The following is a 20,382-nucleotide window of genomic DNA, read 5'->3' as shown; positions in this document are numbered from 1 at the left end:
CTCGTAGACGCTGTTCGGGTGGGACAGTCGCTCGACGACGTTCGGGTCGAGATCGATCTGCTCTGCCACCTCCGAAAGCTGATCGACGATCGTCTGCAGGGCCGATTCGGCGTCGTCGGACTGGTCACTCGATTCGGTGCGATCGGTCTGGGATGGTGTGTCTGAAGACATTGGTTATTTCGATTTATAATATAGTTTATTTATATCGATTTTATATAGTCCTATATCATAGAACAATTTCTGAATCAGGATCGCTAACACATGCAACGATTGTTTTGAGCTTGACATGATTCTTTCTGTTTTTATTCGGTGTGATCTTGTGGCCGCACACACGTGCAACTCTGCACCTACATTAATAATACTTATGTGCTATTGAAGAACATGTCTTTTCGGTATTGTTTAACTTGGTCGGCTGAAGTGGATGGAGTTCCTCCAGAAATAGAAATTTTATGATAGAAAAATTCCGATTGGTGGATTGGGAAGCCAGCACTGTACCGTTTCGACAGGGAGCGTACGCCAGCCGACCTATAGTTAGATGTTCGGAATGTGCATCTAAAGCTGTTGAGCGTCGATTGACTCTATCACCGGAGAGTACAGAAAATCATCGAGGCAGATCTCATTTGCTAACCGATCACACCGGTTGTTTGTTTCGCAACCATTATACTCGAAACGGAACGGCTGGGTTCAAATATCTCTCACGAGACGGCGTTCCGCCTGCGTGGGACGCCTACGTCACTGGGATGTCCTTGCGAACGATATTCAGAAACATTCGCGCGGGCACGCGTGGCTTCAGTCGGTGTTCGATATCGAGGTTCACCTGGATCAGCAGATCAACCAGCAGCCACATATCGGGCGGTGGCGAAGAATGGTTCTCACAGAGTGATGGTTGGACTGGCGATGACGTTGTCTCGTTCGTGATTTGTGAGTGCAACCGCGAGCCGAAGACACAGCGCCAAGAAGACGTGGGATTCGACTCTGACTCGGCCTCGGACCCGTGGGGTCCTGAGGCCGAGATTCTTACAGACGCCAATCACTATCTCGATTCGTGACCGCTTCCGATAGGCCTCATCTAACCGCTCCTCTGAAACCGCTATCGTGTCCTCGACACGGTATTCGATATTGAGCGGGTCATCGGCGTTGGGTTGGTTATACGGGACGACCGGCACGACCCCCTGCTCCAGCAGGCGGTCGTGCCAATCGAGCATATCGAATTCCGCATCACCCAGTATCCAGATCGGTTTCTCGACGGCGAGCGCGTCACTGGTGACGCGCATCGCCGTCTCCTGATCGACCTTCGTCGCAGGAGTGAACGTGGCTGCGACCGGAATATTATCAGCAGTGGTCACCAGACAGCAGCCGTATCCGTAGTAGAAGTCATTTTCAGCGTGATCGTAGTTCCACTCAGCATCACTATCCTGCTGATCAACGGGATATCAGTACCGTCGATTCGGTAGAACTGGCCGAGCGGCACCTGCTCGGCAAGCTCGTGGATCAGCGTGATGAACACGTCCTCGGCAACGAGCGCAAAGTCAGTGATGAACCGCTCAAGCGTCCGCCGTCCCGGCGGACGCGTGAATCCACACTGTCGCTAGATGTCTTCATTGTGGAGTTCTCGTGCCATTGGGCGTGGACCGTAGATGTCGTGGTAGAAGCAATGAAGGAAGCCTTTCAGGAGTTCGGGTGGCTGGTGAATCCGTGTTCGCCCCCTCGGATCGGGGGCGAACACGGGGTAGTTGGCGAGAAACAAGAGATCTAGGTGTTCGAAAAGCGCTGCCGTTTCAGTCTCCAATGCTTTGAAAACCTGTTCGACCGTCGCGTTATCCGGTAGGATGGACTTGGTCGTAGACACATCAAATCCATCCTACCGCATTCCATGTGAGGACTTCTGCGCCACCGCTGCCACATATCGTACAGAATCACAGCAAACCCAAAGTAGAACACGCGGGCGGCGGTGTTCTGTGAGGTCGTCCATGTAAGGAAATCTTTGACCGACTTGTAGCTTGTTTTCGATTCCCCATCTTCGGGCGTACCGCCGCATCACGCGGCGTGTACACCCTCGTGCTTCCTTCGTCGCGTCACTCACCGTCAGATTCGTCACGAACGTTACCGTCGCATCCTCCTTGCGGTCCGAGGGAACCCTGGCGAGTGTCGGGGTGACCGTCACCGTCTCCCCTCGGATGGATTTCTCCATCTCGTGGGTCTGTTTCACGTCGATCTCGTGATTCATGCCATCCACGAAGCGGTCGCTCGGTCGTCCAACGTCTTCCGAGTGAGGTAGGAGAAACCGGCCTCTTCGACCGCATGCATCACGCCAATGCTGTCGAAGCCAGCATCGGCATACATCGTTCCGATTGAGACGTGTTCGCTCGCTATGTCGGGGAGTTGCTCGACAAGAACCGCCCGAGACATGTAGGGGATGCGGCGGAGCAGCGGCCGCATCCCCAACGTGAATTTCACCTCCTCGCTGAGGATTGAGATCGTCGCCATCTGGTAGCACCAACTGTAGGATTTGTTGGATGGTGCGCCGGTGCTCATCTGGAACTCGTCGCGATCACTAACGATGAATGAGGAGACAATCCGGGCCGCAAGATACTCACTGCATGAGATGAATTGGCTCTGGTGAATCACCATACTGCAGTTGATTTGGTGTTCACAGAGCACGCTTCATGTTGTGAACTGCGCACATCAGGACGATCTCGCGGAACTGACCATACCAGGTTCGCGCACGCACGGCGTCGCCGAGCGTGCGCTTGATCGTCGAGAAAATGCTCTCGGACATCGATCGCTGACGAGATCGAGGGCCGTCGACCCGCGCGTTATGCGCGTGGTCGACGGGCCGAAAGATTCGGTGCTTGATGAGTGGTTTCACATCCTCGTCGCGCAGTTCCTTGCGTAAGGCCATCCAGTCGTAGCCTTTGTCGGCAGCAAGGCTGAGCAGGTCGCCCGCGTTCTGCAGGGCGACCTGCTCGCCGATCTTCGTGTCGTGACGTCTCGACGTCGTACAGTGAACGTCCAGCACTGCCTGAGTGTCTGTGTCGACGAGTGCGGTGGCTTTGAGCGTCTGAACGCGGTAGTCCGTGCGTCGGCAGTAGTGGCGGCTGGCGTTCTCACGATCGAAGAACGTTGCATCGATCGCAGCGTGTCCAGAAGGGTCGTGCAGCTGCGCCGAGAGGCGCGGCAGCACTCGCCAGATCGCGATCGTGAACCTGTCGAAGTTTTGGTTGGTATCGAATGGTGAGGGAGATCGGCCGCGTCGAGGCCGATCTCCCCGGTTATTTGTGGCATCTCGCTCAGGAGGTCGAGGGCGACACGGTAGGATTTCTCGAGGTAAACCCGAAGACAGTGGAGCAAAACGAGAGCGTGGTCGGCGAATCCGCCGCCTCCAGTAGGGGGCGGCAGATTCGTCTCTGTCATCGAGAGCGTCTTTGGCGAACGTTGCACAAGTCGTGGAGCGGGAAACTTCGGACAGAGCATCTCACGGTTTCCCGCTTCAGACACCTTCATCTCACGATCCATCCTCCGCTGTATAGCGATTCACCAGAGCCGATGAATTCTATAACACGCTCCAATAGACTGGTTACTTGAACCGGAGTACTTGAATTGGTATTGCTGTCTGGTGATTGTTTTTCCGATTTCCATAAATTTTTAATCTGGGCCATAGAGCTACACCTGTGGTACATTTGAACAAGGAAGTTGTTGGCGATGCGTATACGAGTAACTTCACATGGGATGTATTAGAGACCCTTGTCGATCTTGAAACTCGGATGGCGGGACAAGAGTCTGAACGTCAGGGATCAAAGATTCTCCGAGATTACTTCGAGAATATAGGTTTACGTAATGTCCACCTCGACGAGTTCGGAATCGACGGTTGGTGGCGTGACTTCTCGTCTCTTGAAACGGCTGGTTCCCATGACCGGGCGTACTCAAAGGATTATCAGATCATTGCACTTCCAGGAACGCCTGCCGGCACCGCTGAGGGGAGACTAGTTGATGTCGGCTATGGTCGCCCACAAGACTTTGAAGCTGCCGACTGTGGGGGAAAGGTCGTGATGGCGTCGAGTGAGACGCCTGATGACTACGGTCGGTGGATTCACCGCATGGAAAAGTACGTCAATGCTGCCGATGCGGGCGCAACCGCGTTCGTCTTCCAAAACCATATCGAAGGGTGCCTGCCCCCAACGGGTGAAGTCGGCTACAACAATCGTCCTGGACCGATCCCAGCAGTTGGCGTCTCAGCCGAACTCGGCTCTCGCCTAGAGCGCCACGTCGAGCACGGCGAATTCAACGTCACCGTTAACGTAGACTGTGAAAATGAACCCACGAAATCACACAATATCGCCGGCGATGTTGGTCCCGATACTAGCGAAGTAGTACTCGTGACAGCTCACATCGACACCCACGATATCGCGGAAGGAGCCAACGACAACGGTGCAGGATCAGTACTCGCGACGGAGGTGGGACGCTTGCTGAAGCAAGTAGAGGATGATCTTGAAACGCGTGTACGCATTCTCGTATTCGGCTCCGAGGAAATTGGGCTCAAAGGAGCCTATTATGCGATGAACACTCTCGACCATGACGACGTGAAATGTGTCGTGAACATCGATGGTGCGGGTCGCCACCGGACGCTTTCGATCAACCCTAACGAATTTGACGAACTACTTACGGTTTTCGAAAAGGTTACTAATGAACTCTCCGTCCCGCTCATCACTAATAACACCGTTTCCCCGCACGGCGATCAGTGGGCGTTTGTTCAGGAAGGTATTCCAGGTGTCATGATCTCTTCAGAGAATCCCAATGGGAATGGACGTGGTTGGGGTCATACCCACGCTGATACGCTTGACAAGATCGACATCCGCGATCTGCGTGGACACGCTATCACCATCGCGGATGCCGTCTATGCACTTGCGGAACCCAACCGAGAGGTGGCAAGTCGCGTTCGCGAGGAAACACGTGAACTACTCGACGAAGGATACGAGCAAGAATTGAAACTTGGTGATCGATGGCCGTACTAACATAAATCGGGTGGTGAGTGCGCTGCCTCATCCTTCGATAATAACTCGGCTTTGCACGTTGAAGTGGGTGCGTAACGTGTAGCGACGTAGATGGATGATGCCGATCACGGACTTCCTGTCGTGCACGGACGTGTTCGACGAGGCTGAATCACTCTCATCAGAGCAACGCCATCATGCCAAAATCTACGCCACAGGTCTTGTTGCGGCCAGCAACAAGACCGTGGCAGGTATCCACACGCGAAGTTCTTCCAGCCAGAAGCAAACGCGCCCTCAACAAGTTCCTCACCGAGTACGACTGGGACGAAGAGCAGTTCAACCACGAACGACTGAAGGAACTCCAGCAGCACGGTGAAACGCGCTGGTCACAGGACGGCTACATCATCCTCGACGACACGATTAACGAGAAAACCGGGGACGAAGTCCCCGGCATCGGCCACTTCTACGATCACGCTGAAGGCGATACTGTCCAGGGTCAAGATATCGTCTACGCCTTCTACGCCGACGAAAAGACCGCTTATCCACTCAAATTTCGTCTCTACGAACAGCAAGACGAAACCAACGAAGACCACGATACCAAGTACGATCTGTCCAGAGAGATCGTTACGGAACTCGAAGAAGAGGTAGGTGTTCAGGACACCTACCTCTTCGATTCGTCGTTCGCTCACAGTTCCGAGCTCTCAGAACACATCGAATCCTATGGCAAGAACTGAATCGGCCCGCTTCGGAGCAATCGGCAAGTCACATACGCTGGTGAGGAGATTCGCGTCGATGCGCTTGTCGAGCGCATCGACACGACCGAGCGCGACATCGACGATGACACCTACCACATCTGGACGAAGAAGCTTCACGTCTCCCAGTTGGGAGACGTGAAGCTGGTCATCGCCGAGAAAGAAACCGACGAAGATGACGATGAGAACCCGGTCAAGTACCTCGCCACGAACAAGATCGACGCACCGACCGAACATGTGATTCGCTCGTACGCAATGCACTGGCGCATCGAGACGTTCTTCGAGGACTCGAGACAGGATCTCGGCTTGAGAGACTTCGAGATGCAGACCGACGAAGGTGACAGTCGCCACTGGCACCTTCTGATGGCTGCCTACAGTCTCGTTCGTCTTGATCCTGAGTCGAGCGCCTTGGGGACGGTTCGCTCGAAGGCGTCTAATGCTCCCGGAAACTTTTGAAAGTTGAGCATGATGCACGGGTAATGGGGAATTCGCGTCGAACTGAGATCGAACGCCATCTACCAGAGGAGGAGATCGACGAGCTGCTTCGAGAAGCCGAAGACGACCACCGTCTTCGGCGAATCGGCTTCGAGTATCACCCGAACTATCTCGGCACGTCCCTGCGGAAGCTCGGGCTCTCGTATGCGAAACCGCGGCCAAAGCGTCCACATCGACCAGAGAATCTGGACGAAATGCTCGAAGAGCGCGTCGATGACGCGCTCGACGAGGCCGAGCAGCCACACAACAAACGCGCGAGCGAGGATGGAGAAGGATGGGACGTCAACGAGGATGTCTGTACCGACGGCGGTACCGTCGTTGGATTCTTTGACGCTTCACAGCCACAGCCGTACGATAATTCGCGGCGTGTCTGGTACGTCGACGATCCACACGTCGAACGACCATTAGTTAAGACCGACGATTCTGCGTGGGATTCTACGCGCTCAACGGCAAAAGTCTCGTGAAATTCACCGAAGACGAGACCAAAGAACGGATCTGCGAAGTATTGGAGACGATCCTCGAGCAGAATCCGCCGCTTGCCGGGATTCTGCTCGTCTTGGATAAGCACGGTTCGCATATCTGTGAATACACGCGTAAGCGCGCTCATCAATTCGGAGTCGATTTCATCTTCCTCCCGTCTGGATCACCACATCTCAACCCGATCGAGAAAGTCCGGGATCAACTCAAGTGGACGATGTGTCCAACCATCGTCGAAAATGAGAGCGAATTCAAGAATCTCGTACAGGTTGTGTTCGAGCAAATAACGCGCCGAGTCAGCTATGCAAAAATCTGGTGTGAGAAGTTCCTTGACTTTCAAAAATTGTCTTAGTCATTAATCGCTTCGAGCGAACCTCGAACATTCCCTGAAAGAAGCTGTGTACAACCTTCTCTCGTGGGTCCGGAATAATGATAATCGCGACATCGGTGACTCATGAGCAATATCGCCACCTCTTCGCTCACTCAACAACCGAGGCTAACATGCAAAGCTGAGGACACAGTTAGTCCCCATGAGGGCTAGTGGGCATTTGTTGAGAAGGGAATACCAGGTGTAATGGCAAGTTCACTGGTCGACGAGGAGGGTCGTGGCTGGGGTCATACTCACGCCGATACAATCGAGAAGATTGACGCCCGCGATCTCCGAGTACGGTCTCTCCGTCATTGCTGAAGCAGCTGCCCGTCGCGCCGCCGGCGATAGCGACATCTCTCACTACTCCTCGGAGGAAATCCGCAACTCGATTGACGCCGCCTACGAGCGGGAACTGCGCGTAGGTGGGCGCTGGCCCTACGACGACTGATTAACGGACGAGACATCCTTGTCACCACCGCATGTGTTCTAGTTTAGCGCCGTGTCCTGTCGCTGTCTGCTGATTGGAGACCGCTGGAGCTACCGGAACGAGAAACCCGGTAGAGCGTATGGTCTACGAACCACCGGACTCGGTTGTTGTCGATCGCATCCAAAGAGCAGTTCCCGGTGATGAGTTGCGCGAGCGCGCTCGCGCAACGAATCTCATTCAACGAGAGCGCAAGTTCGACGTCGTCGCACTGTTCTACACACTCGCGTTTGGCTTCGGTGCTGGCTCCCAGCGCTCAATTCAAGCGTTCTTCGAACGCTACGTCGAAATGGCTGATCTCACCGAGCTCACGTATTCCTCGTTCCATGGATGGTTCTCGCCTGGATTCGTTGCCCTCCTCCGAGAGATCCTCGATGACGCCATCGAGGATCTCGATCCCGGCCGAAACCAACTCCGAGGCCGTCTCGAACACTNGAGAGATCCTCGATGACGCCATCGAGGATCTCGATCCCGGCCGAAACCAACTCCGAGGCCGTCTCGAACACTTTCGAGACGTCCTCATCCGCGACGCTACGTTCATTTCGCTCTACAACGATGCAGCTGATGTCTACAGCCTCCGCGAGGGCGTTGCTGGAGCAAAGCTCCATCTCACGCAATCGCTTTCGACAGGACTTCCGACTGATTGGCGGACTACGGACGGTTCGACCCATGAGAACAGCCAGATACCCACCGGCGAGTGGGTATCTGGCGCACTCGTCCTTTTCGACCTCGGCTACTACGATTTCTGGCTGTTCGACCGCATTGACGCCCACGACGGCTGGTTCGTCTCGCGCGTCAAAGACAACGCCAACTTCGAAATCGTCGAGCAGCTTCAAACACGCCGAGGAAACAGCATCTCGCTCGAAGGCAAGCGGCTGCAGGACGTCATCGACGACCTGCAGCGCAAGGAGATCGACGTGGACATCAAACTCTCCTTCGACCGCAAGCGAGGGTCGTGCCGGAGCACGACCCGGACGTTCCGTATGGTCGGTCTCCGTGATGCGACCGAAGACGAGTATCACCTCTTCCTGACGAATCTCGCCGAAGAAGAGTACAGCGCGCCCGATATCGCACAACTCTATCGGGCGCGCTGGGCGGTGGAGCTTCTATTCAAGGAGCTCAAGTCACGCTTCGGTCTCGACGAGATCAATACCACCGATCCGTACCTGATCGAGGCGCTGATTCTCATCGCAGCGATCTCGTTGATGATGAGTCGCGTGATCGTTGACGAACTCCAGAAACTCGACGCAGCAGAGCAGGAGAGCGACGACGACGCCGCGGCGTCGTCGACGCGAGTCCCACGTGGGCGTGGTTCGACCATTGTTGAACGCCACTCGCATCTGATTCACCTGTACGTGATGCTCGATCTGGGTTACGATCTGCCCGACCTGGACGCATTGTTGTTGTGGGCGTCACGTGATCCGAATCCACATCGTCCGAGACTGTACGAACGGGTCGAATCAGGCGAATTCTGGCCAGAATTCGCCTAATAATCCCCACGGTCGGGGACGCGCTCCCGACCAGCGACAGCTCTGGATCGGCGACGCACTCACAGCGGTGAGTGCGCCGCCTTATCCTTCGATGACACCATGCTGATGCAGGAATGCGCGCCGAATGACGGAGGAAAGTACGATTTTCGCTGCATCACAGGATTCACCGAGCCAGATGCCGGATCAGGCCGTCACTAATCTAGAACGCATGGTCACCACCGTTGCCCTCGATTTTGTTTTCGGTGAATTTCTTGTTGGCAATTTCTATCTCACTGAGCGTAAACCGAATAAGCGTCTGGACGGCCGCGGCGACCGCATCGTCGTAAGTCTCTTCGTCAGGGCTGTGGCTGACGCCGTCAACGCTAGGAACGAATAGGAGCCCGGCCGGCACACCAGCCTGTTGGAAATTCATTGTATCGTGGCCGCCACCGCTTGGCAGAAAACGGTAGCCACTCTCGCTGCTATCAGCTGCATGCGCCAATTGGGAAGCAATCTCCTCAGACATCGTCACCGGGGATGATCGGTCGATTTCTTGAACTTCAAATTGAAGGTTATGCTGGTCGGCCGTCATGCGTATCTCCTCTAAGATCCGTGATTCGATCTGATCCCGAAACGCTTCGTTGACGCTCCGAATGTCGAGCGGAAAGGAAACCTCGCCACAAACCTTGTTGATTGCCCCATCGACTGCAGTGATATCTCCAACGGTGGCAACAAGATCACCTTCGTTATCGGCCTCTTTTCCTACGCGCTGGATTGCGAGAATTATCGCTGAGGCGCCTGCAAGCGCATCGTGGCGTAGGTTCATTGGTGTGGCCCCAGAGTGGTCGTACGCGCCCTCAACGGTGATCTTGTACCGAACGGGGGCCCGGATGTTCGTCACCACCCCGAGATCATCATCCGACTCGTCCAAGACGCGACCTTGTTCGATATGTACTTCCAGAAAGCCAGTAACCCGGTCGAGGTCGATGGTCGGTTCTGAAAGGTTCTCTGGATGAAAGCCTGCCTGTTGCATTGCATGCCATAGTGGGACATCATTCTGATCGGTGGCACTAAAGTCCTCAACAGTTAGCATACCAAGCGCAGTACGACTGCCGATGGTATGTTGGCCAAAACGCGCTGACTCCTCCCCACGAAACACGGCGAGCGTCGGAGGATTCGGAGGTTGACAACTACTCTCGTGAAGTGTCTGGATTGCTTCCAACGCCGTAATCACACCAAGAACTCCGTCCAGGCGGCCACCGTTGATTACTGAGTCAAGGTGGCTCCCAATGTAAAGCGAATTCTCAGCCTCTGGCCACGGTGTTGCAAAAAGATTTCCTACTGAATCTGTCCAAACGTCAAACTCACGTGGTAATTCGTCGCGAAGATAGTCGAAGACCACATTTTCTTCTGACGTATAAGCCAACCGTGTGACACCGCTAGAATCAGTTTTTCCGATTTCCCAAATCTGATTTAGCCGACGCTGAACGCGGTCGATGTCTTCCTTGGGCATCCGATCGGACATTGGAGACAAGTCAATATGTGGACCATCCATATGAATCGTTCCCCAAAATATGTCTGTTAAGTTATAGTTTTGGCAAGAGTTTTACTATCCACAAGCAACCATAATCCATGGAGTCTATTGCGACGCTCATCGATGAATCTGGGGCGATCAGACGGGGCAACTTCGCTCTTTCCGATGGGTCATTAATAGACTATTATGTCGATAAGTATGTCTTCGAAACTGAGCCAGATGTACTGGATGAAATAGCTTCAATAGTAGCGGACGAACTAACTGAAAAGGAGTTTGGTTTGCTCGCTGGCCCGGCGCTTGGAGCTGTACCGCTTGTGACCGCAGTATCATTGGAGATGCGAACTCCATCCGTATTCGTGCGCTCCGGTGTTGATCATCGAGGAACTCAAGCACGTATCGAAGGTGAGATTCACAAGGGCCAACAAATAGTACTTGTTGACGACGTATCGATGACCGGTGAAACAGTTCTCGAAACAGCCCGAATATTAGAAAATGCTGGTGGGACTGTCGACTGTATTGTTGTCGTTGTAGACCGCAATGAAGGGGCAGTCGATAGAGTCACCGAAGCAGGCTACGATTTTTCCTACCTCACTCAGGTTGGCGAAGATCTGCAAATTGAATGAATCACTACTCTTTCATGGTGACGCTGTCGAATTGGCTTAATAATTCTCTCTAGCTCGTTGATTAGTTATCGAGTAGGGACTGTTAACTTAGTCGGCTGAAGTAGGTGGAGTTCCTCCGTATATGATAGGCCCATGATAGAGGAACTCCGGTTAGCAGATGAGGACGCCAGCACTGTACCGTTTTTGGACGGGGAGCGCACGCCAGCCGGCCTAATAGTGACTAAGATAAGTATTGCAAACGAGAATCGAGAAGTTCATCGATCCAAGATCGGGCGAAACTCATTCTATTGGTAAGCTGATCGAATAGGTCGGCGACGAGAGCGCGGAATCTCCGCGCTCTCGACGATCGGAGAGGCTGCTCACTTGAGGCTCTTCCAGACCTGCTCGATTGGATTGAGATCCGGCGAGGCAGTCGGTAAGAAAATGAGATCGATCCCGAGTTGATACGCGCGCCTGCGCGTGTACTCGCACGTGTGCGAGAAGTGGTTGTCTAAGTGTAGCTTCAGATTTGTACTCGCTAATTTATCATCTCTGACCGCGTATGGAGAGGAATGAGCAGAAGAAGCACGTCGTTGATCTCTCTGATGAGGAACGGAGAACGCTTGAGTGGTTCATCTCGACTGGTGAACGCAAGGCCGAGGACAACATGCGGGCGCGGATTCTCTTGAAAGCTGACGACGGGCTCACAGATGCGGAGATCTGTGAGCACGTCGGCTGTAGTATCGGGACTCCGTACAAGGCCCGCAAAAACTACTGCAAACGAGGGCTCGCGGCGATTCATCGCCGCAAGCCCGACCGCGAATACGAGCGCAAACTCGACGGAGACGCTGAAGCACGCCTCATCAAACTCGCCTGTTCCGACCCGCCCGAGGGGCACGCTCGCTGGACGCTTCACCTTCTCGCCGACGAACTCGCTACCCTCGACGAGATCGACTTCGAGTCGATCTCTCACGAAACCGTGAGACAGCGTCTAAAAAACACCCTCAAACCGCATCTCTACGATTACTGGGCGATTCCCGCTGAAGACGACGGTCAGTTCGTCTATCACATGGAGGATGTTCTCGATCTCTACCACGAACCCTACGACGAGAATCGCCCTGTCATCTGCTTCGACGAAACCAGCAAGGCGCTTCGCGGCCACAAACGCGACCCGCTCCCGGCTCAACCGGGAGCGGTCGCACGTGTCGATACTCACTACGAGCGGAACGGCAAGAAGAACCTCCATCTCGCCGCCGAACCGTTGACTGGCTGGGTCAACGTCGAGATCACCGAGAAGCGACGAACGTGCGAGTGGATCAACCGAATGGTTGAACTCGCTGATGAGCACTACCCGGATGCGGATTGCATCCGGGTGGTGCTCGATAACCTCAACACGCACAATCCTGCCGCCTTCTATCGATTCTTTCCACCGAACGAAGCGCAGGCGTATCTCGAGCGCTTCGAGTTTCACTACATGCCAAAGCACGGGAGCTGGCTGAATATGGCTGAAATCGAGATTGGCGCACTCAAACGCCAGTGCCTCGACCGGCGAATCTATCGCGCAGCGACCTTCCGGTCGGTGGTCGCTGCGTGGCAGGATCATCGTAACGCTGCTGTAGGCTGATCGACTGGCAGTTCACTACTGACGATGCTCGAATCAAGCTACGCCAGCTCTATCCAGTACCGCTCGAAGAGGACTAGCGAGATTACGGTTGCAGCTACACTAAGACGAGCAGAATCCGCTGCGTCGGATTCTGCTCGCGGATCCGTTCGAGACATTCGCAGATCCGCTCTTTCGTCTGATCTTCTGGGAAGCTAACCACGCTCTCCATTGAGCGCGTAGAACCCGACCGCTGGTTCGAAAATCTTCACCAGGGTCGTTCGAGATGAGGATCATCGACGTACCACAGCCGCTGAGAATTGTCGAATGGTTGTGGATGAGTAGTGTCAAAGAATCCGAGGACCGTGCCACCATCCGTGCACACATCGTCGTCAACGACCCAGCCTTCCTCGGTATCACCGTCTCGTTTGTTGTGTGGCTCATCGGTGTCGTCGTTGTCGAGCGCGTCGGCGACGCGCTCGTCAACGATCTCTTCTGCATCATCCGGGCGCGAAGGCCGCTCTGCGCGAGGAATAGCTCTCGATAGCCCGAGCTTTCTGAGGAATTTCCCAAGGTAGACTGGATGGTACTCGATGCCGAATTCTTCGTTGAGGAGGCGCTGTATTTCCTGAGACGTCTACGGTTGGCCGTCTCGTAGCTGTTCAAGGAGCTGTGCTTGTTCGGTTTCACCGAGCTTCGAGGGCCTGCCGCCCCCGAAGTTCGGGGTCAGGAGTCCAAGTCCGTCTTTGTTCCACCGGCGTGTCCAACGACTGCCCGTGGAGACAGACTTGCCAACATCATCGGCGACGTCTTCGAGTGTTGCTCCTTTGTAGAGCCTCTTGATGAAAGTCAGCCGCTGGCTGACTTTCACTTCATCTGTCTCAGCCAACAGCCGATCAAGATCTTCTTCGGTCAGATGCCGAACAATCCCTTTTCGACGATCGCTACTCATTGTATCACCGTCTCATCCTATGTCCATAACTTCCCTTGGCCACTATAGATCCGGCTGGCGTGCGCGTTGCATGCCTCAGCCGTTTCACTTACCAAAATCCGCGACATGCTCGGCTGGTTCGGCGTTGACCGCAGCCGCCCCGCTATTCGTAATTGGTGTCAATCGTTCGCCGAGTCTCACGAGCAAACGTTCACCGCCGAATCTGATCGCATTACTGTCGACGAAAAGCAGGTTCAGCTGCCGAGGAGCGCAAAATATGGCTCTACGCGGCAATCGATAGCGATTCGAAAGTCGTGCTCCACGCACGACTTTCTGAACATCGCGGAACCGACCCAGCAACGTCGTTTCTTCGCGAATTACAAGTGAAACACCGCGTCTCCGACGCGGAATTTCTCGTCGACGACATGGGCTATCTGACTGCCCTCACGAAGACTGATCTCAGCAGTCACCTCGACTACAGCGACCGCAACATCGTCGAGAAGCTGTTTCAGACGTTTACGATGCGGATCGGCCGGGTTCACGAGATATGGAATGGTAGTCAACCAAGCGCCGAGTGCTGGCTGACTGCCTACACCTATTACTACAATCACCACCGAAGTTACCAAACGCTTGACAATCAACCGACGGTCGAAGCTGCGGGCTAAGTTAACAGTGTTTCATTCTCGTTAATATTTAATATTAGATAAGTACCGTATTAAAATTATCCATGTCCCAAACGATAGCAATACTGTCGCCAAGAATTGCCCAAAGCCACCAAAAATTCCATCTGTTGTCCCATAGTAAAACCAAACTAGTATAAATGCTAAAACAATACGCAAAAATGGCTTTGTGTTTTGGATTATAGATTCCTTCATATCACTAAGAGTTAAAATTTTCTACCTCGTAGTTTCCATCATTTCCTATATTCGAGTCTACTTTCAGATTATCATTAGTAACTTCATCAACGTGAATACAGGCTACTTTGTGATTTTCATCTGACTGATCAATAGAATTTAATTCGGGATCGTTTCGACTCTCACTACATTCTTCTGTTGCTAATGGGCACCGTGTGTGAAAAACACAACCAGATGGCGGGTTAATGGGCGATGGAACATTTCCTTCTAGTGTTTTTCGTTTACGAGCCAATTCTGGCACAGGTTGAGGTAGCGCATCTAAGAGTGCTTTTGTATATGGGTGTTGAGGGTTAGAAAACAGAACGTCTGAATTGGCGATCTCCATAAACTCCCCAAGATACATTACAGCCACCCTATTGCACATATATTCTATCACACTTAGGTCATGAGAAATCACCACAAACGTTAAGTCTAGATCATCCTGCAAATCCTTTAGCAAATTCAGTATTTGCGCTTGGATTGACACATCAAGAGCAGAGACAGGCTCATCCAATATTAGTACTTCGGGATCAACTGAAAGAGCTCTAGCAATACCAACTCGTTGTCGTTGACCTCCACTAAATTCATGAGGATATCGGTTGGCATAATCTGGTGACAATCCAACACGTTCGAGCAATTCCCGCACTCGTTCATCTCGAGAATTTTCGTAGATACCATGTATCTCCATCGGTGCTTTAATCGTTTGGCTGATGGTTTTTCGCCGATTTAAGCTAGAAGCAGGATCTTGAAACACCATTTGTACCTCTTTTCGGAAAGAGTCCATCTCGCCCGAGTCGAATTTTTCAAATTTCTTTCCTTTGTATTTTATTTCCCCATCGGTAGGATTTTCAAGATTGATCAAGCAACGAGCAAGTGTTGACTTTCCACACCCCGATTCACCAACGACACCTACTGTTTCTCCACGCTCAACTGCAAAGCTGACCCCATTAATCGCTTTTACCTGGTCTGTGTCATTGAGATATCTGTCAATAATACCTTGGCTCTGGTCAAAATACTTTTTCAGGCCTGACACCTGAAAGAGTTCTTTATCAGTCATCGCTTTCTCCTTTTTTTCTATCATTTATGATTATCTCTTTGTCTTCTTTGTGTAGGCTTTTGTATCCATCAATATGAATACAAGCAGCCCTATGATTCCGCTTAACTTCTTGAAGGCTAGGATCGTGCTGTCGGCACTCATCTGTTGCATGTGGACATCGTGGGTGAAATGTACAACCAGATGGAAGAGCAGCTGGATTGGGTACATTTCCTTCTATTCCACGAAGTCTGTCTTCTTCTTTTCCAATCCGAGGAATTGATCTAAGAAGGCCACGGGTGTACGGGTGTTGTGGATCGCCAAAGATATCATCAGTTTTTGATTTTTCTACGATTTCTCCACCATACATCACATTAACAAAATCACAAACCCCAGCAACAACGCCTAAATCGTGTGTTATCACGATAATACTCATTCCGGTTTCGTGCTGTATTTTGTCAAGAACCTCAAATATCTGTGCTTCGATCGTCACATCAAGAGCGGTTGTAGGCTCATCAGCTATGAGGACTGAAGGATTACATGAGATCGCCATTGCAATAAGTGCCCGTTGACGCATTCCTCCTGAAAATTGGTGCGGGTAGTCATCAATTCGTTCTTCAGCATTTGGAATCCCAACCTGTTCAAGAAGACGGATTGTTTCTTCGCGTGCCTCTTTATTATCCATATCTCTATGCTTTCGGATTACACGATTTATTTGTGTTCCTATGGTGTAAACGGGATTCAAACTATCTAAGGTATCCTGAAATACCATTGATATTTCACTTCCGCGGATGCTTTGTATTTCGCTTTCAGTTTTTTCCAACAGATTGCTACCACGATAGTGGATTGTGCCATTTTCAATAGATCCATTTGATTCAATAAGTCTCATGACAGAGAGGGCAGTAACGCTTTTTCCACTACCACTTTCTCCAACTATCCCCATTGTTTCTCCTTCTTCAATTGAGAAGGAGATATTGTTGACTGCTCTTACTGTCCCTTCTTCTGTATCGAATGATGTCGTTAGGTTGTCGACTTCTAGGATTTTTTCTGTCATTAATCTATTGCTCTCCTTGGTAACGAGGATCAAGAGCATCTCGTAATCCATCTCCTAACAAGTTAAATCCAAGGATCGTAATTGCGATCAGTAGTCCAGGGAATACCGAGAACCACCACTCACCACTATATACGTAGTCACGTGAATTAGAAAGCATGAGCCCGAGGCTTGCTTGGGGTGGTTGAATTCCTAACCCCAAGAATGAGAGGCCCGCACTCGCCAACAATGCAGTCCCCACATACAGACTTCCTTGTATTACGACGGAAGGAACCGTATTTACAATAACATCACTCAGCAGAATTCGGAAATCACTCGCTCCAATTGTTCTCAATGCGTCAATGTAGTCTTCTTCCATTTCTGTGACAACTGCACCTCTCATCACACGCGCAAATCGAGGTATATAGACGACTGAGATGACTAATATAATCTTGGCTGTATTTGGAACGGCAACAGTGCCCAATATTGGTAATGAATATGTGGTTTCTCCAATTCCAACCACACCCAGGAGAGCGATTGCCAAAACGATACTTGGGAACGGGAATATAACATCCATAACCCGCATAATAGCATTGTCTATCCAAGAGTCTTGATAAAACCCTGCTATAGCACCAGCTAGTGATCCGATCACTAGAGATGTTATAACCACGCTCAATCCGATAACCAACGTTGTTCGGAGACCGTATAGTAAACGTGATAGTATATCTCGCCCTACGTTATCTGTTCCTAGATATGCGGTAGTCTGCTCAACAATGTCACCATCACCATTCGTCAGAATGATCTCAGTTCCTGGCTCAGCAGGATGAAATTTGCTGTCGTCAGATGTTTCAAATTGTTCGTAGGGGCTATGTGGGGCCAGAATAGGAGCTAAAAGTGCCATTAGAACGAGAAGGAGAATGATAGCGCCTCCTGCAATTGATAAATAATTATTTTTATAATTTTTCCAAAATTGCTGTAGGAGACTTCGCTGTGCAGTAGTAGATTTATTTTGGTCGGCTTCGGAATCTGGGCTTACAGATCCCATTTTAGTCCCCTCCTGATAGACGTATTCGTGGATCAAGATATGCATATAAAACATCGACGATGATATTCGACACAATGAAAATGACTGCTACGAACAATACAATCCCCTGAATTACACGATAATCTCGGCGAGCAATTGATGTCACGAGGAGTTGCCCAATGCCTGGAAGGTTGAACACAGTCTCTGTGAGGAGAGCTCCGTTCATGAGACGGGCAAGTCCAATACCAATAACTGTTAGGACCGGAATGAATGCATTTTTCGCAGCGTCTCGAAATACTATTGTTCGGTTACTAATACCCATGGCTTGTGCAGTTCGGATGTATCCCCCATTTAGTGCATCAAGCATTTCTGAGCGCATCATTCGCGCGATAAGTCCGGAATAAGCTGTTCCTAACGTAATGACAGGGAATATTAGATGCTTCAGGTTTCCTGTCACACTTTCTGATAAGGGGATCCAAGAACCGGAAGCCCAGCTGATCTGGAACTGTACACCAAAGACAACTATGAGCATAATTCCGAGCCAAAAGTCTGGGATTGAAATGCCACTAAGTGCAACTACCCGGGCTGCATGATCAGCTATTTGATCTTGATATACAGCACCTATGATTCCCGCCGGAATTCCTATTGCTATGGCTAGTATCATACTCAATAAAGCTAGCTCGGCAGTTAATGGGATTCTTTGTATAATTAAATCATTCACCGCCGTTCCTTGTGTGATTGACCATGATCTTCCTAATTCTCCGTGGAGGGCATCCCAAGCCCAATCTCCATATTGAACATATATCGGCTCGTCTAAGTTTAATTGTTGCCTGATATCCTGTATCTGCTCCGCTGATGCCGGTTGCGAGGACATCATGACTTCAACAGGACCTCCTGGAGCAAGGTATAACATGCCAAATATTATCATACTCACGCCCAGAAGTGTTGGGATTGCCAACAAAGATCGCTTGATGATGTACTTGTACACAGATAACATGGCAATCCTAAATGGTAAAAAGGTACCGATACCTTCGCTATTATCTGCATTTAGGTAACTCCAGCAGTTGGTGAGCGGCGGTAGCGAACCGTTCCTGTAGGATTGAGCGCTCTTGATGAATTTTCTGTGCGTCAGCGATCATTCGCTCTAGCAGCGGCGGTGGCAAGTAATCGAGATAGTCACTGAGTCGCTTGAGGATCCGCTGGGCGGCGACCATCCGGTCGCACGCCCAGCGTTCCGGTGGGAACACCGCTTCATCGTCCGCGTGCTCGATCACCAACTCCAGCGGCTCGCGGCTCACCAACAGCGTCAGCACCGCCGCATACAGCAGAATTTCCACTACTGCAGGGTTGATCGTGTCGAATTCGTCGAGATCGTATAGCGTCTTCAGCTCACGAAACAGCAACTCCACCACCCACCTGCAGCGGTAGATCGTCGCTATATCCGCCGGGAGGAACCACTTTCTCGGGAGATTCGTGATGTAGAAGTGGTAGTCGTCGGCGTCCTCATTGCGGACGCCGACGACGCGGAACCGCTTCGTATCCCATGATCGCGTGCCCGCGTACAGCCCGCGTCTGAACTCCACCTCAACCTCCACGTCGACGTGTTTGCGGTGGAGATCCTCCGCAATCTCAAAAATCTGCCCTCCTTCCAGCGGAATGGCGCGTTAGTCATTTAGGGTGCTGCGTTGAATAGGCATAGGGCGCGGTGATCATAGCGGTTCACATAACTGTTCGATGTTCGAGACAGCGAACTTCAGGACGATCTCANTGCTGCGTTGAATAGGCATAGGGCGCGGTGATCATAGCGGTTCACATAACTGTTCGATGTTCGAGACAGCGAACTTCAGGACGATCTCACGGAACTCACGATACCAGAAGTGCGCTCGCACGGCAGCGCCGAGCGAGCGCTTGGTTGCTGAGTACGAGGTTTCAGCCATCCACCGCTGTGAGTATCCAGCGTCCTGGATCAACGCGTTGTGACCGACTGTTTCTGGCGTCGATCCCTGCCTGAGAACGAGTGGATCGACGTTGAGCGTGTAGAATTCGAACCTGTTGATCCAACTGTCGAACGCCTTGTCGGCGGCGACCGACAGCAGGTCGTCCGCGTTCCGGCGGACGACCTGCGGCCCAGCCTTCGCGTCGTGCTTCCAGTGAATCGAACACTGGACATCCAGCACAGCAAGCGACTCCGTATCGGTGAGTGTCGTGACTTTCAGCTTCTGTATATCCCGATCCGATCGCTGGAGGTAGTACTGCGACGCATGACCGCGTTCGAAGAACGTACTGTCGAGAGCGACGTGGCCAGACTGCGGGTGTTGCTGCGCTGAAACGCGCAGCAACGCCCGCCACACCCACATTTTGAGCCGATCGAACGATTTGTAGATCGTGGTGGACTCGGGAACGTCTCCCCGATCAAGGTCGAGTACCTCACGAATCTCGGTCAGGTACTCCAGTCGATTCTCGGTTTTCCGGTAGCTATGCTCGTCTTCGATACGGTAGCAGTGAATGACGACGTGAACCCAGCGGGCGAACCCGCCGGTGGCGGGCTCGCCCGCGTGCTTCCCCAAAGCTTGTTTGGCGAGACGTTTACACGTCCGAACGAAGTCGAGGAGGTCTACTTCAGCCATATCGGCCTTCCTCGGCTTCATCCTTACTGGTTTGCCGGTCTATCCCGTCGCCGTATGCCTATTCAACGCAGCA

Annotated in this window: 10 protein-coding genes and 11 pseudogenes; 9 read left to right on the top strand and 12 right to left on the bottom strand. The window is 52.1% G+C overall.

Annotated elements, in window-relative coordinates:
• Positions 1-872: 872 nt before the first annotated feature.
• From C451_RS19765 to C451_RS19755, 3 pseudogenes are all read right to left on the bottom strand, one after another.
• Positions 873-1,849: pseudogene (locus C451_RS19765) on the bottom strand (transposase).
• 50 nt (positions 1,850-1,899) lie between these two features.
• Positions 1,900-2,553, bottom strand: a pseudogene (locus C451_RS22285) (transposase); the annotation flags it as partial.
• A 97-nt stretch (positions 2,554-2,650) separates the two neighbouring features.
• Positions 2,651-3,469, bottom strand: a pseudogene (locus C451_RS19755) (IS5 family transposase).
• A gap of 202 nt (positions 3,470-3,671) precedes the next feature.
• Here C451_RS19755 and C451_RS19745 point away from each other — a divergent pair.
• From C451_RS19745 to C451_RS19720, 6 genes and pseudogenes are all read left to right on the top strand, one after another.
• Entirely contained in the window at positions 3,672-5,012 is a 1,341-nt protein-coding gene (locus C451_RS19745; RefSeq protein WP_049913278.1) for a M28 family peptidase, read from the top strand.
• Between the two features lie 94 nt (positions 5,013-5,106).
• Positions 5,107-6,190 (top strand): annotated as a pseudogene (locus C451_RS19740) (IS701 family transposase); the annotation flags it as partial.
• Between the two features lie 29 nt (positions 6,191-6,219).
• Positions 6,220-7,064, top strand: a pseudogene (locus C451_RS21285) (IS630 family transposase).
• Between the two features lie 7 nt (positions 7,065-7,071).
• Positions 7,072-7,225 (top strand): annotated as a pseudogene (locus C451_RS22280) (IS701 family transposase); the annotation flags it as partial.
• 92 nt (positions 7,226-7,317) lie between these two features.
• Positions 7,318-7,530: a hypothetical protein gene (locus tag C451_RS22275; protein ID WP_152420530.1), complete on the top strand. Its 213-nt coding sequence runs from the start codon at positions 7,318-7,320 to the stop codon at positions 7,528-7,530.
• Positions 7,531-7,648: 118 nt separating this feature from the next.
• Positions 7,649-9,056 (top strand): annotated as a pseudogene (locus C451_RS19720) (IS4 family transposase).
• A gap of 199 nt (positions 9,057-9,255) precedes the next feature.
• On the opposite strand, the gene C451_RS19715 reads toward C451_RS19720, so the two are convergent.
• The gene (locus tag C451_RS19715; RefSeq protein ID WP_206536703.1) at positions 9,256-10,548 is read right to left on the bottom strand and encodes a Zn-dependent hydrolase; all 1,293 of its coding nucleotides are present in this window, start codon (positions 10,546-10,548) and stop codon (positions 9,256-9,258) included.
• 119 nt (positions 10,549-10,667) lie between these two features.
• Between C451_RS19715 and pyrE the strand changes: the two genes are divergently transcribed.
• Positions 10,668-11,192 carry an orotate phosphoribosyltransferase gene (pyrE, locus tag C451_RS19710; RefSeq protein WP_007743473.1) on the top strand — a complete coding sequence of 175 codons (525 nt, stop codon included), beginning with the start codon at positions 10,668-10,670 and terminating at the stop codon, positions 11,190-11,192.
• Positions 11,193-11,412: 220 nt separating this feature from the next.
• On the opposite strand, the pseudogene C451_RS22270 reads toward pyrE, so the two are convergent.
• Positions 11,413-11,683: pseudogene (locus C451_RS22270) on the bottom strand (transposase); the annotation flags it as partial.
• A gap of 50 nt (positions 11,684-11,733) precedes the next feature.
• Between C451_RS22270 and C451_RS19705 the strand changes: the two are divergent.
• The gene (locus C451_RS19705; protein ID WP_007743472.1) at positions 11,734-12,795 is read left to right on the top strand and encodes an IS630 family transposase; all 1,062 of its coding nucleotides are present in this window, start codon (positions 11,734-11,736) and stop codon (positions 12,793-12,795) included.
• 100 nt (positions 12,796-12,895) lie between these two features.
• On the opposite strand, the pseudogene C451_RS21275 reads toward C451_RS19705, so the two are convergent.
• Positions 12,896-13,723: pseudogene (locus tag C451_RS21275) on the bottom strand (IS630 family transposase); the annotation flags it as partial.
• Between the two features lie 48 nt (positions 13,724-13,771).
• On the opposite strand from C451_RS21275, the pseudogene C451_RS24640 reads away from it, so the two are divergent.
• Positions 13,772-14,367, top strand: a pseudogene (locus tag C451_RS24640) (IS6 family transposase); the annotation flags it as partial.
• Between the two features lie 214 nt (positions 14,368-14,581).
• Here C451_RS24640 and C451_RS21270 read toward each other — a convergent pair.
• From C451_RS21270 to C451_RS19675, 6 genes and pseudogenes are all read right to left on the bottom strand, one after another.
• Complete coding sequence (locus C451_RS21270; RefSeq protein WP_080503577.1) at positions 14,582-15,652, bottom strand: ABC transporter ATP-binding protein; 1,071 nt, start codon at positions 15,650-15,652, stop codon at positions 14,582-14,584.
• A complete protein-coding gene (locus tag C451_RS21265) occupies positions 15,645-16,733 on the bottom strand; it encodes an ABC transporter ATP-binding protein (protein WP_241431268.1) in 1,089 nt (362 codons plus the stop codon). The genes C451_RS21270 and C451_RS21265 overlap by 8 nt, the downstream gene beginning before the upstream one ends.
• Positions 16,687-17,703 carry an ABC transporter permease gene (locus C451_RS21260; protein ID WP_007743466.1) on the bottom strand — a complete coding sequence of 339 codons (1,017 nt, stop codon included), beginning with the start codon at positions 17,701-17,703 and terminating at the stop codon, positions 16,687-16,689. The genes C451_RS21265 and C451_RS21260 overlap by 47 nt, the downstream gene beginning before the upstream one ends.
• Before the next feature lies 1 nt (position 17,704).
• A complete protein-coding gene (locus tag C451_RS21255; protein ID WP_152420528.1) occupies positions 17,705-18,670 on the bottom strand; it encodes an ABC transporter permease in 966 nt (321 codons plus the stop codon).
• Between the two features lie 49 nt (positions 18,671-18,719).
• Positions 18,720-19,346: pseudogene (locus tag C451_RS19680) on the bottom strand (transposase); the annotation flags it as partial.
• A gap of 135 nt (positions 19,347-19,481) precedes the next feature.
• Positions 19,482-20,309: an IS5 family transposase gene (locus tag C451_RS19675; RefSeq protein ID WP_007743457.1), complete on the bottom strand. Its 828-nt coding sequence runs from the start codon at positions 20,307-20,309 to the stop codon at positions 19,482-19,484.
• Positions 20,310-20,382 lie beyond the last annotated feature (73 nt).

Source organism: Halococcus thailandensis JCM 13552 (assembly GCF_000336715.1).
GTDB lineage: Archaea > Halobacteriota > Halobacteria > Halobacteriales > Halococcaceae > Halococcus > Halococcus thailandensis.
The sequence above is the reverse complement of the archived record's forward strand: the minus strand, read 5'-3'. Positions and strand labels throughout refer to the sequence as shown.